General features: G+C 62.7%; 14 protein-coding genes. 9 read left to right on the forward strand and 5 right to left on the reverse strand.

Going from position 1 to position 13,775, the window contains the following annotated elements; translation table 11 throughout:
• Window positions 1–3 precede the first annotated feature (3 nt).
• The 6 genes from VOM14_RS24280 (at window position 4) to VOM14_RS24305 (ending at window position 6,209) form a co-directional block, all read left to right on the forward strand.
• A complete protein-coding gene (locus tag VOM14_RS24280; protein WP_327631301.1) occupies window positions 4–588 on the forward strand; it encodes a GNAT family N-acetyltransferase in 585 nt (194 codons plus the stop codon).
• 79 nt (window positions 589–667) lie between these two features.
• The gene (locus VOM14_RS24285) at window positions 668–1,531 is read left to right on the forward strand and encodes a MerR family transcriptional regulator (protein ID WP_327631302.1); all 864 of its coding nucleotides are present in this window, start codon (window positions 668–670) and stop codon (window positions 1,529–1,531) included.
• Window positions 1,532–1,684: 153 nt separating this feature from the next.
• On the forward strand, window positions 1,685–3,289 hold the full coding sequence (locus VOM14_RS24290; RefSeq protein ID WP_327631303.1) for a flavin-containing monooxygenase: 1,605 nt from the start codon (window positions 1,685–1,687) through the stop codon (window positions 3,287–3,289).
• Window positions 3,290–3,338: 49 nt separating this feature from the next.
• The gene (locus VOM14_RS24295) at window positions 3,339–4,247 is read left to right on the forward strand and encodes an SDR family NAD(P)-dependent oxidoreductase (RefSeq protein WP_327631304.1); all 909 of its coding nucleotides are present in this window, start codon (window positions 3,339–3,341) and stop codon (window positions 4,245–4,247) included.
• A 115-nt stretch (window positions 4,248–4,362) separates the two neighbouring features.
• Window positions 4,363–5,244, forward strand: coding sequence for a metal-dependent hydrolase (locus tag VOM14_RS24300; RefSeq protein ID WP_327631305.1), 882 nt, complete (start codon window positions 4,363–4,365; stop codon window positions 5,242–5,244).
• Window positions 5,241–6,209 (forward strand): alpha/beta fold hydrolase, encoded by a 969-nt coding sequence (locus VOM14_RS24305; protein WP_327631306.1) that lies wholly within the window; start codon window positions 5,241–5,243, stop codon window positions 6,207–6,209. Before VOM14_RS24300 ends, VOM14_RS24305 begins: the two co-directional genes overlap by 4 nt.
• Here the strand turns inward: VOM14_RS24305 and VOM14_RS24310 are convergent.
• Window positions 6,184–6,738, reverse strand: coding sequence for a putative glycolipid-binding domain-containing protein (locus VOM14_RS24310; RefSeq protein WP_327631307.1), 555 nt, complete (start codon window positions 6,736–6,738; stop codon window positions 6,184–6,186). The genes VOM14_RS24305 and VOM14_RS24310 overlap by 26 nt on opposite strands.
• 246 nt (window positions 6,739–6,984) lie before the next feature.
• Between VOM14_RS24310 and VOM14_RS24315 the strand changes: the two genes are divergently transcribed.
• The 3 genes from VOM14_RS24315 to VOM14_RS24325 all read left to right on the forward strand — a co-directional run bounded on the left by VOM14_RS24315 (window position 6,985) and on the right by VOM14_RS24325 (window position 8,989).
• The gene (locus VOM14_RS24315) at window positions 6,985–7,881 is read left to right on the forward strand and encodes an urea transporter (protein WP_327631308.1); all 897 of its coding nucleotides are present in this window, start codon (window positions 6,985–6,987) and stop codon (window positions 7,879–7,881) included.
• A gap of 102 nt (window positions 7,882–7,983) precedes the next feature.
• Window positions 7,984–8,760 carry a class II aldolase/adducin family protein gene (locus VOM14_RS24320; protein WP_327631309.1) on the forward strand — a complete coding sequence of 259 codons (777 nt, stop codon included), beginning with the start codon at window positions 7,984–7,986 and terminating at the stop codon, window positions 8,758–8,760.
• A complete protein-coding gene (locus VOM14_RS24325) occupies window positions 8,741–8,989 on the forward strand; it encodes a 4-oxalocrotonate tautomerase (RefSeq protein ID WP_327631310.1) in 249 nt (82 codons plus the stop codon). Before VOM14_RS24320 ends, VOM14_RS24325 begins: the two co-directional genes overlap by 20 nt.
• 107 nt (window positions 8,990–9,096) lie before the next feature.
• Here VOM14_RS24325 and VOM14_RS24330 read toward each other — a convergent pair whose 3' ends face one another.
• The 4 genes from VOM14_RS24330 to VOM14_RS24345 all read right to left on the reverse strand — a co-directional run bounded on the left by VOM14_RS24330 (window position 9,097) and on the right by VOM14_RS24345 (window position 13,363).
• Window positions 9,097–10,296 (reverse strand): porin, encoded by a 1,200-nt coding sequence (locus VOM14_RS24330; RefSeq protein ID WP_327631311.1) that lies wholly within the window; start codon window positions 10,294–10,296, stop codon window positions 9,097–9,099.
• Window positions 10,297–10,375: 79 nt separating this feature from the next.
• Window positions 10,376–11,728: a TRAP transporter large permease gene (locus tag VOM14_RS24335; protein WP_327631312.1), complete on the reverse strand. Its 1,353-nt coding sequence runs from the start codon at window positions 11,726–11,728 to the stop codon at window positions 10,376–10,378.
• A 7-nt stretch (window positions 11,729–11,735) separates the two neighbouring features.
• Window positions 11,736–12,206: a TRAP transporter small permease gene (locus tag VOM14_RS24340; RefSeq protein ID WP_327631313.1), complete on the reverse strand. Its 471-nt coding sequence runs from the start codon at window positions 12,204–12,206 to the stop codon at window positions 11,736–11,738.
• Window positions 12,207–12,370: 164 nt separating this feature from the next.
• Complete coding sequence (locus VOM14_RS24345; protein ID WP_327631314.1) at window positions 12,371–13,363, reverse strand: TRAP transporter substrate-binding protein; 993 nt, start codon at window positions 13,361–13,363, stop codon at window positions 12,371–12,373.
• Window positions 13,364–13,775: the final 412 nt, after the last annotated feature.

Below are 13,775 nucleotides of genomic sequence, written 5' to 3' on the forward strand. Positions count from 1 at the left end.
CGTATGAACACAAACCGCCCCGCGTGCGCCGCATCGAACGCAACCTCGTCCGCCGGCGCCCCGCTGATTCGCGACGCCACCCAAGCCGACCTGGCCGCCATCCAGCGCATCTACGCGCACCATGTGCTGACGGGCGTGGCGTCGTTCGAAGAAGTCCCGCCTTCCGTCGACGATCTCCGCACGCGGCTCGCCGCGGTGCGCGGACATGGACTGCCGTACATGGTCGCCGAGATCGACGGCGAAGTTGCGGGCTATTGCTACGCGACGCCTTATCGCCCGCGCGCCGCGTATCGCAACACCATCGAAGATTCGATCTACGTAAGCGATGCCTATCGCGGCCGCGGCCTCGGCCGTGTGCTGCTTCAGGCGTTGATAGAACGATGCGAAACGGGGCCGTGGCGCCAGATGGTCGCCGTGATCGCGGACGGGGGCAGTGGCGGATCGCTGTCGCTGCATGCGCAGTTAGGTTTCGAGCTGACCGGCACATTGAAGGCAGTGGGCTTCAAACATGGTCGATGGCTCGACACCACGTTGATGCAGCGCACGTTGGGCGTGGGCGATTCGACGCCGCCCGATTCAGCCTCCTGACAGCGAATCAATAAGGCCAGCCAACGCGTCGCGCCAGTTCGCGCCAGTCTGCCCGAGGCGGCAGGTTAAAATCGCGGTCATGCCCAACACGCCGCCTTCCGCCCCGCTTCCGCCCGCCGCCGGCACTCGAACCGGCGACGCGCCGCGCACCGAATACACCGTCGACGAACTCGCGCGCGTGAGCGACACCACCGTGCGCAACGTGCGCGCCTATCAGGACCGCGGCCTTCTCGCACCGCCGGAAAAGCGCGGCCGCGTCGGCGTGTACGACGACACGCACGTGTCGCGTCTGAAGCTCATCAATCACCTGCTCGCGCGCGGCTACACGCTCGCGAACATTCAGGACCTGATCAAGGCCGTGGACGAAGGCCACGATCTGCGTTCCATTCTCGGCCTCGAATCGGCGATTGGCGGGCGCTGGTCGCGCGAGCATCCCAAGAAGTTCTCGCTGATCGAACTGCTGCAGATGTTCGGCGACATGGCTTCGCCGGGCGCGCTTGCGAAAGCGGTCGATCTCGGCCTGCTCGAACGCGACGGTCTCTCTTTCGTCTCCGGCAGCCCCACCGCGCTCGCCGCCGGCGCGACGCTGGCGAAGGCCGGCATTCCGCTTACCGATCTGCTCGACGCCGTCGACATCGCGAGGCCACATTTCAGCGCGGTCGCCAAGGCCCTGGTCGATCTGGTGGTCCGTCAACTCGACCGCTACGATCCCGACGCGCTGCCGCCGCCCGCCGATGTGCCCGCCCTCGTCGACGCCATCTGGCGCGTGCGCCCGCTCGCCATGGTGCTCGTGGAAAGCGAAATGAACCGCGCGCTGGAAGAAGCGTCCGGCGATTATCTCGGCGATCGCGTCGCGGCCATCATGGAAAAGAAACTGGGCCGCGCCGCGAAAAGCACCGCGACAGAGCGGCCCGCGGGAAAAAAGACGGGGCCGAAGAAGTAACCTCGCGCGGTTAGTCAAGCTCGTCTCATTCCCAATACGGCGCATGACCTAGAGGCGCGCGTCTAGACGCGCCGCTTGCGTCATCGGGGTTGCGCTCCTATCGTTACATCATTCAATGTAACAGTTAAGAGCGTAAAAAAGGAGACGGCCCTGATGAACGCACGCATGCCTCATGACGCCGCGGCGCACGACGCGTCAGCGCCCGTCGAGACCGACATCGCCATCATCGGCACCGGCTTCGCGGGGCTCGGGATGGCGATTCGCCTGCGGCAAGCGGGCATCACCGATTTCATCGTCGCGGAGAAAGCCGCTTCGGTCGGCGGCACGTGGCGCGAGAACCACTATCCCGGCTGCGCGTGCGATGTTCAGTCGCACGTCTACTCGTTCTCGTTCGCGCCGAATCCGCGCTGGACTCGCATGTTCGCGCGGCAGCCCGAAATCCGCGCGTATCTCGAACAATGTGCGCAACGCTTCGGCGTCGAGCGTCATGTGCGTTTCGGCCACGAACTCGCGAGCGCCGTCTACGACGACACGCGCCACCGCTGGCATCTGACTTTTGTCAATGGAACGCAATGGTCGGCACGCGTGCTGATCTCGGCGATGGGCGGGCTCTCGCGCGCAGCCATGCCGGACATTCCCGGCATCGAAACATTCAAGGGCAAGGCATTTCACTCGCAGCAGTGGGACCACACGTATTCGCTCGAAGGCAAGCGTGTGGCCGTGATCGGCACGGGCGCGAGCGCCATACAGTTCGTGCCGCAAATCGTCCAGCGTGTCGCGCATCTCGATCTGTTCCAACGCACGCCGCCGTGGATCATGCCGAAAGCCGACCGTCCGCTGAAGTCCATCGAGCAGTGGCTCTTCAAGCACGTGCCGTTCACGCAGAAGATCATGCGCTCGGCTCTCTATTGCATGCTCGAATCGCGCGCGCTCGGTTTCGCGATTCATCCCTCGCTGATGAAGACCGCGCAGAAAATCGCTGAGCGGCATTTGCGCCGCCAGGTGCCCGATCCGCAATTGCGCGCGACGCTCACGCCGAACTACACGATGGGCTGCAAGCGCATTCTGATTTCGAACGATTATTTTCCCGCCCTCTCGCGCGCGAATGTTTCGGTAACGACCCACGCAATCGAGCGCATCGAGGAAGACTCGGTGATCACGAGCGACGGTGTGCGTCATCCGGCTGACTGTCTGATCTTCGGCACGGGCTTTCAGGTCGCCGATCCGTTTCCGCCGGGCGTGGTGCGCGGACGCGGCGGCGTGGATATTGTCGATACATGGCGCGACGGCGCGCATGCGTATCTCGGTACGACATTGCCTGGTTATCCGAACTTTTTCATGATCGTCGGTCCGAACACCGGGCTCGGCCACAACTCAATGGTCTTCATGATCGAATCGCAGGTCGAATACATTCTGCGCGCACTGAAGACGATGCGTGCCGAACACGCTGACGCGATCGAAGTCCGGCCGCACGTGGAGCGCGCGTACAACGAGCGGATTCAGCAGAAGCTCGGCCGGGCGATCTGGTCGACGGGCGGCTGCAAGAGCTGGTATCTCGACCCGAAAACCGGCAAAAACACCACACTGTGGCCCGGATTCGCCTACAAGTTTCGCCAGGCCACCAGCAGCTTTCGCATGGACGATTACTTCGCTTATTCGCCCGCGCTGCAAACAGCCGGCACGCATGCCGCTCCGGACACACCGGAAGCGACACTCGGCGCGCGCAGCAATGCGTCCGCATCGGCGCAAGCGTCCTGACACAAGCATAACGACAACACACGTTCAGAGAGGACAGGAGATAACGCCAATGAAGCATTTCACCGACAAAGTCGCCGCTATTACCGGCGCGGGCTCGGGCATGGGCCGCTCGCTGGCGATCCGGCTCGCGCGCGAAGGCTGCCACCTCGCGCTGGCCGACCGCAACGCCGCGAGCCTCGAAGAGACCGCGCGGTTTGCACAGGCCGCCGCGCCGCAAATCGTCGGCGCGCCGCTTCTGATCACCACCGCCGTGTTCGATGTCGCGGATCGTGCCGCCATGTTCGCGTGGGCTGCGCAAACAGTCGAGCAGCACCGGCGCGTGAACCTCGTGTTCAATAACGCGGGCGTCGCGCTGTCGAGCACCATCGAAGGCATGGATTACGCGGATCTCGAATGGATTGTCGGGATCAACTTCTGGGGCGTGGTGCACGGCACGAAGGCGTTTCTCCCGCATCTGAAGGCGTCGGGCGAAGGCCATATCGTCAATACGTCGAGCGTATTCGGTCTCTTTTCGCAGCCGGGCATGAGCGGCTACAACGCGACCAAGTTCGCCGTGCGCGGTTTTACCGAAGCATTGCGCCAGGAACTCGACCTCATGAAATGCGGCGTGTCGGCCACCTGCGTGCATCCGGGCGGCATCCGCACGAGCATTGCGCAATCGAGCCGCATTGCGCCGAATATGGTCGGCTTCATGCTGGAGAACGAACAGCAAGGCAAGGACGACTTCGAGAAGTTTTTCATCACCACCGCCGACGAAGCCGCGCGCGTGATTCTGGACGGCGTGCGCAAAAACAGGCGGCGTGTGCTGATCGGCCGCGACGCGCGTGCCGCCGACTGGCTCGCGCGCACGCTGCCAGCCGCGTATCAGGCGCTGGTCGTGCTGCAAACGCGGCGCATGAAGCGCACCGCGGAGAAACGCGCCCGGCGCATGGCGCAACTCGCAGACAGGCGCGCGTGAGGCAAAGGCGCCGAACGCATCTTCACGCGCGCCTTCAGCACAGTGAGCACCGCACACACGGATCAAAAAGATTCACAAGGACCACAAGGACCACAAGGATCAAAAGGAGAAAGGCATGATGCCCGTTCGCCGCGACCTACGCTTTAATCTTCCGCAGGACCGAGCCTGTGACTGGCACGCGCAAGGCTCGCATGTGACACACTTCTTCAATGCGCTTTCGCTGCTGTTCCCTGCCGGCGAGCGCTTTTTCATGGACAGCGTGCGCAACTATCGCGATCACATCGACGACCCGGTGCTGAAAAAGCAGGTGCTCGGCTTCATCGGCCAGGAAGCGATGCACACGCGCGAGCACGTCGAATACAACGATCTGCTGCAACAGGCCAACCTGCCCGCGCACAAACTCGACAAACGGCTGTGGGCGATTCTGAACTTCGGCCGCAAGGTATTGCCGCATTCGTATCAACTCGCCGTCACCGTTTGCCTCGAACATTACACGGCGATGCTGGCGGGCTTGCTGCTCGAAGACGCCTCGCGCATCGGGGGCTCCGTCGAAGGCTATGCGCAGATGTGGACGTGGCACGCGCTCGAAGAAACCGAGCACAAATCCGTCTCGTACGACGTGTGGAATACGGTACTCAAGCCGGGCGTCTCGCGTTATCTGTTGCGCACGGGCGTGATGCTTGCCACCACGCTCACGTTCTGGCTGATCGTATTCGACTACCACGTGCGTCTGCTCGTCGCCGATCGCAAACGCGGCGGTCATCTGCGCGGCATGTGGCGGGTGGTGAAGTATCTTTATGGGCCACGTCATGGCGTTTTCCCGCGCATCGCCCGCGAATGGCTAAGCTTTTTCCGGCCCGGCTTTCATCCGTGGGATCACGACAATCGCGCGCAACTCGCGCGTATCGAAGGACTCGTCGCCGCGGTCGACGCCTCGAACGCCAATCTGCCGAACACGCGCCGCGCCGCGCGGCGCGGCGCGCAGGCGGCCGCGTGATACGCGACATGATGCTAGTCGATGCCGGCGACGTGCGGCTCGCCGTCTATATGAGCGGTCCGCGCGACGCGCCGCCCATCGTGCTCGTCCATGGCTATCCCGACTCGGCGGTGGTGTGGGAACCGGTGCGCGCGCAGCTCGACCGGCGCTACCGCGTCATTAGCTATGACGTGCGCGGCGCGGGTTCGTCGCAGGCGCCGTCGACGCGCAACGCGTATCGTCTCGAACGACTCGCCGCCGATCTCGCGGCGGTCACCCATGCAACGTGCGGACACAAGCCGTTTCATCTGGTCGGCCACGACTGGGGATCGATTCAAAGCTGGGAAGCGGTCACGGACCCGCAATTTCAGGGGCGCATTGCGTCTTACACGTCGATATCCGGGCCGTGTCTCGATCATGCGTCGTTCGGTTTGCGCGGCAGGCATGGTGTTGATCAAAACGATAGGATGACGAAGCAATTGTCGCGCGGCAGCGTTCGTCAAACGCTGAAGTCCTGGTACATCTTCTTTTTTCATTTGCCCTGGTTGCCCGAACTCGTGTGGCTTCTGGGCGGCGCTCGTCTCTGGGCGCTGTGGCTGCGCGCGACCGAACGCGTGCGCGCGCCGCGTGACCCCGCGCAAAGGCGCAATGCGATCAACGGCCTGAATCTTTACCGCGCGAATTTCATCGACAAACTGCTGCACCCGCGCGCACGCCCTGCGCATGCGCCGGTGCAGATCATCGTGCCGCTGCGCGACCGGTATGTCGGGCCGCAACTGTCGCTCGGACAGGAAGGCTGGCTCGGCGCCTACGAACGGATCGAAGTCGACGCGGGCCATTGGGTCGTGTTGCGCGAGCCGCAATGGATTGCCGCGAACATCGAGCGCTTCGTCGAGCGTTCTGTCGTGCGTTTCGTCGCGCAACATGAAGCCGGGCTGGGCGGCCCGGGCACGTCTTCGATCAACGCGCGCGCGGCAAGCGAGTAAACAGCGTCGGGTAGTCGATCACCAGGCCGTCTTCGTCTACTTTCATGTTCGCCGTGAAGTCGCGGAAAATACCTTCATAGCGGTACTCGCGATTCAGTTCGATGCACGAATAAGCCTGTTCGGCACGCGTGACCTGCAAGTCGGGCGTCGAAATATAAGCGACCGAAATCGGCTGACGCGCCCCTTGCGCGAGTTGCAGCCGGCGAATCGGCAGCGTGTTGGTGAACGGCGTGGCGGCGATATCAATGTCGATGCATCCTTCGATCGCGCTCAGCACGAGGCCGTGGCCATCGCGCCAGTGACCCTCGCCGTCGCCGTGCAATTCCAGTTCCGCGCCGCCGATTATCTTCAGCCACGCATAACGTGTGCGCCATTGCACATCGCAGCCCACTTCATAGTGCAACCCGTAGGCCTTGCCGTAGCGTTGCCCGACCAGCGCGCTTTCCACTTTGAAGCCGTCGTCGCGCGCGTCGAAAGCAAGATGCTCGATACCGTCGCCTTCCTGTGATGCCCACCGCAATTTACGCATGGGTCGTCTCCTCGTAGAGCGCGCTCGATGCACGCCGCGCCTCATATCGTAGCGCGAACGGCCGGCATTCGCCGATGCGTCACGCGCGCCCTCGTCATTGTCACGTCATGGCTGCAAATAGCGACTATCAACGCGCCCGCATGCTCGCCGCCGCGCCGCTGCCCTATGCTTGCGGTTCGCACTCATCCGCTTTCCCGCGCGGGTTTTACTCGAAAGACTCGCGCCGCCGAACCTCATTGCCGAACCATGCACGCCGCCGCGACCGAAGCACCCTCCGCCCCCTTGCGCACGCTGTTGCGCAGCATTGGGCAGGTCGTGTTGCAAGGGAACGCGTTCACGGGCGCATGCTTGTTGGGCGGCTGGCTGCTGTGCGACCCGCGCCTCGCGTGCGCCGCGCTGATGGGCGCCATCGCGGCCAATGTGAGCGCGCTGCTGGCCGGTCATCACGACGACGACATCCGCGCCGGCCTCTACGGTTTCAACGGCGCATTGGCCGCGCTCGCCGCGTTTGTTTTCATCGCCGATAACTCGACCGCCGCCGCCACGGCGATTCTCGCCGCCACAGGCACGGCGTGGCTTCTCGCGCCGTGGTCGCGATGGCTGCGCTCACGCGGGCTCGGCTATTTTTCGAGCCCGTGTCTGATCGTGACATGGCTGTGGCTGCCGCTCGCGCAAAGCGCCGGACAACCGGCGAGCGTCGCGGCCACGCATTCGCTCGACGCGGCGCGGCTTGTCGGCGGCGTGCTCGCCGGCCTCGCGCAAACCGGCTTTGCAGCGGGCGCGCCGGCTGGACTATTGGTGCTGATCGGCATCGCCGCGGCCTCCACGCGGCACGCGCTGTATGCGCTCATCGGCGCGGCGTTCGCGAGCGGCGTACACGCGCTTCTAGGCGCGCCCGCAAGCTCGTTCGACGCGGGCCTGCTAGGATTCAACGGCACGCTCACCGCGCTTGCGCTGGCCGATTGCGGCATGGCGTGGATGCTCGGCGGCGTGGCCGTCTCAGTGGGATTGCAGGCGGCGGCCGTGGCCGTCGGCTTGCCGGCGATGACCGCGCCGTTCGTCGCCGCCACATGGGGCGCGCAATGGCTCGGGCAGCGCGTAACCCGCCACCCGCCTGGCGAAACGACGACACGCAACGCGTAATGTGTAATGTGTAACGCGGGTGTAATGCGTAACGCGGCACCGCCTGTCCGCCAGAACCGCGCAATGCTCAGGCCATGTTCACGCACAATCAGGAGGCACCCCATGACGTTCATCCATACCCCTGCGGGCCGCGTCGCGGAATCGGGGCCGCTGTCCGAAGCCGAGCGGCAGACTCGCATCGACCTTGCCGCCGCGTACCGCCTCGTCGCGCTCAACGGCTGGGACGATCTGATCTATACGCACATTTCCGCGAGCGTTCCCGGCGATCCGGGCCATTTCCTGATCAATCCGTTCGGCCTCGCGTTCGACGAAGTGAACGCGTCGAATCTGGTGAAAATCGACATCGAAGGCCATATTGTCGGCGCGAGCGAACATGCGGTGAACGTGACCGGCTTCGCGCTGCATGCGGCCGTGCATGCGGCGCGCGCGGACGCCTTTTGCGTGATGCATCTGCACAATACGGCGGGCGTGGCGGTGTCGGCGCAACCGGCCGGTTTGCTGCCCGCGTCGCAGCACGCGCTGCGCTTTTACGGCCAGCTCGCGTATCACGACTATGAAGGTCTTGCGTTCACACCGGCCGAAGGCAAACGGCTCGTCGATCATCTCGCGGACAGGCCGGCCATGCTGCTGCGCAATCACGGTACGCTGACGGTCGGCCGCACCGTCGCCGAGGCCTATGTGCTGATGGCGACGCTGCTCAAAGCGTGCGACATCCAGTTGCAGGCGCAAGCCTGCGGCGCGCAACTCGTCGTGCCTGACGATGCCGTCGCCGCGCGAACGGCCGAACAGCTCTACGACGGCGGCGCCATTGAAGGCGCGCTCGAATGGCCGGCGTTGCTGCGCAAACTCGACCGGATCGATGCCGCTTATCGGAATTGAATCCGTCGACCGATCATTTTTTCAAAGGAGACCGTGCATGCCCACGTTTCATATCGAACTATTCGAAGGCCGCTCGCTGGAACAGAAACGCGAGTTCGTCGAAGCGATCACGAAAGCGACTTGCGAGTCGCTCGGCGTCGAGCCGAATTCGGTGGACATCATTCTCACCGACGTGAAGCGCGAAAATTGGGCAACCGGCGGACGCCTGTGGTCCGACAGCCCGAGCTGAATTCAAACGCTGCGCGCGTTGCACGCGCAGCCTGGTGATGTTCAGCGGCGCGTAATTAAACGCGCCGCTGTGGCGGCATAACAACACGCCGCCCCTGCTCCAACCGCTTAGAAGCGGTGGATGATGCCCACGCCAGCAGCAACCTGGCTACGCGACGAGGACGGAGCCGTGTTTTGACCGTCGCCGATATCGGCCGTTGCGTTGATGATGCTCACGCCGTTGTTGCCGATCGTCTGGCCGCTCGCACGCTGATACGCTTCCAGCGCGTACAGACCCGTACGCTTGGACAGGCTGTAGTACTGCGAGAGGTTGAACTGGTGGTAACGGGCTGCGCTCGAGATGCCGTTCGATTCCGTTGCACGCGTGTAGCTATAGCCTGCAGCCAGATCCAGCGAGCTGACCGGCTTGAAGTGCAGCACTGCGCCAACCGTGTTGAAGATCGCTTCGTGACGGAAGGTCGAGTTCACGCCCGGGATGTATTGCACGTTCGAGTACGAGAACGACACGTCCCACTGCGGGTTGAACGCATAACCGCCCGTGACCGCCACGCGCTGCTGAGCCTGCGCCGTGCGATAACCGTTGTTGATGCCCGACACGCCCGGTTGCGAACCGTTGTTCGAAGCCGTCGAATTCGCACCCCAATCGCCGCCGCCGGAGGTCGAGTTGTTGATGCGCTGGAAGCCTGCCGCGATACCGAACGGACCGTTCAGGTACTGCACTGCCGCGCTCCAGGTCGAACCGGCGTTGACGCTGCCTGCCTGGCCGCCCAGTGCGTACGAGCCGCTCACTGTCAGGCCGCCCATGCTCGGCGACGTGTAGACCAGCGAGTTGTTCACGCGATACACCGTGTCCAGCGAGTCGATATCACCCGGATGCGCGCCGTATGCGCCCGTCAGCCACGTGGTCGGGCTATACGGCGACAGCAGCGTGTAGTACGACGTGTACTGGCGGCCGGCCGTCAGCGTACCGTACGTGTTGTTCGTCACGCCAACCCATGCCTGGCGGTTGAACGCGAGGCCGGACACAGCCTGCGCGCCGGTTGCGCTGTTGAAGCCCTCTTCCAACTGGAAGATGGCCTTGGTGCCGCCACCGAGATCCTCACCGCCCTTCAGGCCGAAGCGGCTGCCCGCCCAGATGCCGTTGTTCATCTTGATGACCGAGCGGCCACCCGAATTCGAACCCAGTGCTGCCTGGCTGCTCTGGTAGCCGAGACCCGTATCGACGATACCGTACAGCGTGACGCTGCTTTGAGCGTGCGCGCCCAGGGCGAACAGACTCAGGGCCGAAGTTGCAAGTGCCTTTTTCATTTATGCTCCTCTTAAAAAAATTGTTCTAGATCACCGGCTTTTGCGAACCGCTCAGCCGGTGAATCGAGGGTTTGGGGGGTCAGAAGACCGGGTGTCCGTTGATCAAGCTAGGTAACCACGTGGAGAACATCGGCACGTACGTCACAATATTGATGGCGCTGAAGATAGCGAGGTAATAGGGCCACGCCACCTTAGTAGTTTCCCCAATCGACACATTGCCAATTGCGCATCCAATGAATTGCACCGAGCCGATAGGCGGATGCACGAGACCCAATGCGCAGTTCAGCAGGATCATGATGCCGAACTGGACGGGACCGACGCCGCTGTGCATCGCCATCGGCAGGAACAACGGCGTCGTGATCAGGATGTGCGCCGCCATGTCGACGAACGTGCCGAGGAAAATCTGGATCACGTTGATGTAGAGCAGCATCAGCCACGGCAGGCTCGTCGCGCCGTCGAGCATGTGCTCGATCGCATCGGGAATCTCCAGATAGGCCATCTGGAAGCGCAGCATGTTCGACACGCCGATCAGCAGCAGCACCACGCCGGTGGTCTTGGCGGCCTTCGAAAGCGCGAAGGACAGCTTCTTTAACGTCATCGAGCGATACACGACGACCGTCAGCACCAGCGAATAGGCCACTGCGATAGCGGCGGCTTCCGTTGCCGTGGCAATACCTTTTGCCACGCAAACCAGAATGATCGCGATGACCATCAAGCCCGGCAATGCGCCGAGGAAAGTGCGCGCGACAGCGAACCAGCCCGGAAAACGCTGCAATTCGGTCGAACCGTCCGGACGACGCGGATAGCCGTAGCGCACCGCTTGCCAGTAGGCGGCGACCAGCACGAAGCCCATCACCCACAACACCGGCAACAGGCCGGAAAACAACAGATCGCCGATCGACACGCCGCTCATCTGCACGCCGTTCAGCGTGCCGGTGATGCCTTGCGCCGCGAACGCGTAGATGATCATGTTCGTCGATGTCGGCATCAGCGCGCCCGCGAGCGACGAATGCGTCGTGACGTTGACCGCGTACGCCGCGCTGTAGCCTTCACGCTTCATCAACGGAATGACGACGCCGCCCATGGCCGACGTGTCCGCAGTGGGCGAACCCGAGACGCCGCCGAACAGCGTGCACGCGACCACGTTGGCCATGCCGAGGCCGCCGCGGAAATGGCCGACCGTGGCTTGCGCGAAGCGCAGGATGCGATCGGCGATGCCGCCGTGCAGCATCAGTTCGCCGGAAAAGATAAAGAACGGCACTGCCAGGAACGAGAACGCATTCATCCCCGAGATCATCGACTGCATGGCCGTCGCCGCGGGCAGTCCTTCATACAGATACGTCAGCACGCACGACAGCCCCAGCGCGAACGAAACAGGAACGCCGAGCACCAGAAAAACGAGGAAGCTGAGAGAAAGAAGGGCGAGTTCCATGATTGCTCTAGTTGTGTTTCTTGGCGAAAAGCGCGAGCAGGTTCTCGAATGAGAACAACGCGATACAGGCGCTGGCAATGATCGGAATCATGTAGCGCAGGGCTTCGGGCAAGCCCAGAATGGGAATCCGGTCATGCAAGGTGGTCTCCGCCATCTGCAGGCAGCCGAAGAAAATCGCTATTGCCAGCACGATCAGACACACATGCTGGAATGCATGCGCGACGATCTGGCCTTTCGGCGGCAGGCTCTTCACGAGCGAATCGAGACCGATATGGCCGCCTTCGCGGACCTTGAGCGCGGCGCCGAACATGGCGATCACGATCACGAGCAACAGTGCGATCGGTTCGACGAAATCGGGGGCGTCGCTAAACACGTAGCGCATCACGACGCTGTAAATCACGAGCAGACTCAGCGCCGCGAGGCTGATCGAGGCGAGTACCGCCAGCGCGTGAAAGAGAAAATCGTTTGGGCGTTTCATGAATCTCATTGACCCCATCCTTGCCTACGACGGACAGCTCTGACGCGTGAATTTAATTAGCAATACTACTTTCCATTACCCGTGACGCAATCGGCGACAAGCGGGAAAGTCCGCAGTCTCATCCGCGAAACCTTTCCCGCTGCTTCGAAAGCGCTATGCGAGTCTTACTTGACTGCCTCGATCTCGTCGACAAGCTGCTTCATTTGCGGCGTCTTTTCGTACTTCGCCCACACCGGCTGCATCGCCTTCACGAACGCCGGGCGATCGATCTGCGACGACGCCACGATCTGCGCGCCGCCCTTCGTCACCGTTTTGGCCGCATCGGCTTCGCGCGCGGTCCACAGCTTCTGGTAGTACGGCACCGAGTCGGCCGCGGCCTTCTTGATGATGTCCTGCTCTTGCGGCGACAGCGTGTCCCAGATCTTCTTGGAGAAGACGAGTATTTCAGGTGTCATCGAATGCTGGGTTTCCGAATAGACCGGCGCGACCTCGAAGTGCTTGGTTTCTTCGTACGACGGCAGGTTGTTTTCCGCTGCGTCGACGAGACCCGTCTTCAGGCCCGTATAGACTTCGGCGAACGGCATCGGCGTCGGCGTGCCGCCCATTGCCTTGATTTCGTCCACCATCAGATCCGACGGCTGCACGCGCACTTTCAGGCCCTTCATGTCGGCCGGCGTGTGGATCGGCTTCTTCGTATAGATGGAACGCGCGCCGCTCTCGTAGAACGTCAGCGCGATCATGCCCTTCGCCTTGAAGGCGTCGAGAATCTTCTGGCCTTCGGGGCCGTACATCACCTTGCGGAAATGGTTGATGTCGCGGAACAGGAACGGCAGCGACGGAATCATCGATTCGGGCACGATCTCATTGAATGCCGCGCCGTTGGCGCGCGCCATGTCGAGTGCGCCGATACGCACCTGATCGATCGTATCGTTCTCCGAACCCAGCGCGCTGTTGCCGAAGACCTTCACCGAGTCCTTGCCGCCCGTCGCCTTGTTGATCTGCTCGCCCATGTACTTCACGGCCATGTTGGTCGGATACGTGTCGCCGTGCACGTCCGACACGCGGAACACGCGCGCCTGCGCCGACATGGCGCCGAAAGCCAGCACGGAGGCGGCGACGATCAACGAAACACGGGAAGAGGCAAACTTCTTGTTCATCGTGACATTCCTTGAAAATTAGACATCCGATCGACCGCGGGAAGGCCGCGTGCGGCGGGCCGCTCCTGGCGGCCTGTTTCGGATGCGACATGGTTTTGCTGCGTCTCCCGGCGCGGCGTTCGCAGTGTCCTGGGGCGGACGAACGCCTTTGCCGTGCTGTCCGTGCAAACGTCCCCGGCGCAAAGGTCAGCACTCCTGCCAGACAACTCCACTTCTTTTACTTCTGCTGCGTCGGCGCGCGTTTCGCGTGCGCGATGGCGCGCGAAAGCCGCCACGTACGAACGACGATCCCGAAAACCACAGAAAGGAATCTGTTTGCGCTTATACGTTGTACGACGACATATGAAGTCTATTAAACGCTGTTTGAGTTGTACAGACAGTATTTACCCGAGGAAAGCGAGTATCGGCAAGG

It is taken from the genome of Paraburkholderia sp. MPAMCS5, assembly GCF_036016995.1.
Classification (GTDB): domain Bacteria; phylum Pseudomonadota; class Gammaproteobacteria; order Burkholderiales; family Burkholderiaceae; genus Paraburkholderia.

Bases quoted from the DNA above. Each gene is read 5' to 3' on its own strand.
- VOM14_RS24320 (WP_327631309.1), top strand. From the start codon at position 7,984: ATGACGTTCATCCATACCCCTGCGGGCCGCGTCGCGGAATCGGGGCCG.
- VOM14_RS24295 (WP_327631304.1), top strand. From the start codon at position 3,339: ATGAAGCATTTCACCGACAAAGTCGCCGCTATTACCGGCGCGGGCTCG.
- VOM14_RS24340 (WP_327631313.1), bottom strand. From the start codon at position 12,206: ATGAAACGCCCAAACGATTTTCTCTTTCACGCGCTGGCGGTACTCGCC.
- VOM14_RS24335 (WP_327631312.1), bottom strand. From the start codon at position 11,728: ATGGAACTCGCCCTTCTTTCTCTCAGCTTCCTCGTTTTTCTGGTGCTC.
- VOM14_RS24345 (WP_327631314.1), bottom strand. From the start codon at position 13,363: ATGAACAAGAAGTTTGCCTCTTCCCGTGTTTCGTTGATCGTCGCCGCC.
- VOM14_RS24315 (WP_327631308.1), top strand. From the start codon at position 6,985: ATGCACGCCGCCGCGACCGAAGCACCCTCCGCCCCCTTGCGCACGCTG.
- VOM14_RS24310 (WP_327631307.1), bottom strand. From the start codon at position 6,738: ATGCGTAAATTGCGGTGGGCATCACAGGAAGGCGACGGTATCGAGCAT.
- VOM14_RS24280 (WP_327631301.1), top strand. From the start codon at position 4: ATGAACACAAACCGCCCCGCGTGCGCCGCATCGAACGCAACCTCGTCC.
- VOM14_RS24330 (WP_327631311.1), bottom strand. From the start codon at position 10,296: ATGAAAAAGGCACTTGCAACTTCGGCCCTGAGTCTGTTCGCCCTGGGC.
- VOM14_RS24290 (WP_327631303.1), top strand. From the start codon at position 1,685: ATGAACGCACGCATGCCTCATGACGCCGCGGCGCACGACGCGTCAGCG.
- VOM14_RS24285 (WP_327631302.1), top strand. From the start codon at position 668: ATGCCCAACACGCCGCCTTCCGCCCCGCTTCCGCCCGCCGCCGGCACT.
- VOM14_RS24300 (WP_327631305.1), top strand. From the start codon at position 4,363: ATGATGCCCGTTCGCCGCGACCTACGCTTTAATCTTCCGCAGGACCGA.
- VOM14_RS24325 (WP_327631310.1), top strand. From the start codon at position 8,741: ATGCCGCTTATCGGAATTGAATCCGTCGACCGATCATTTTTTCAAAGG.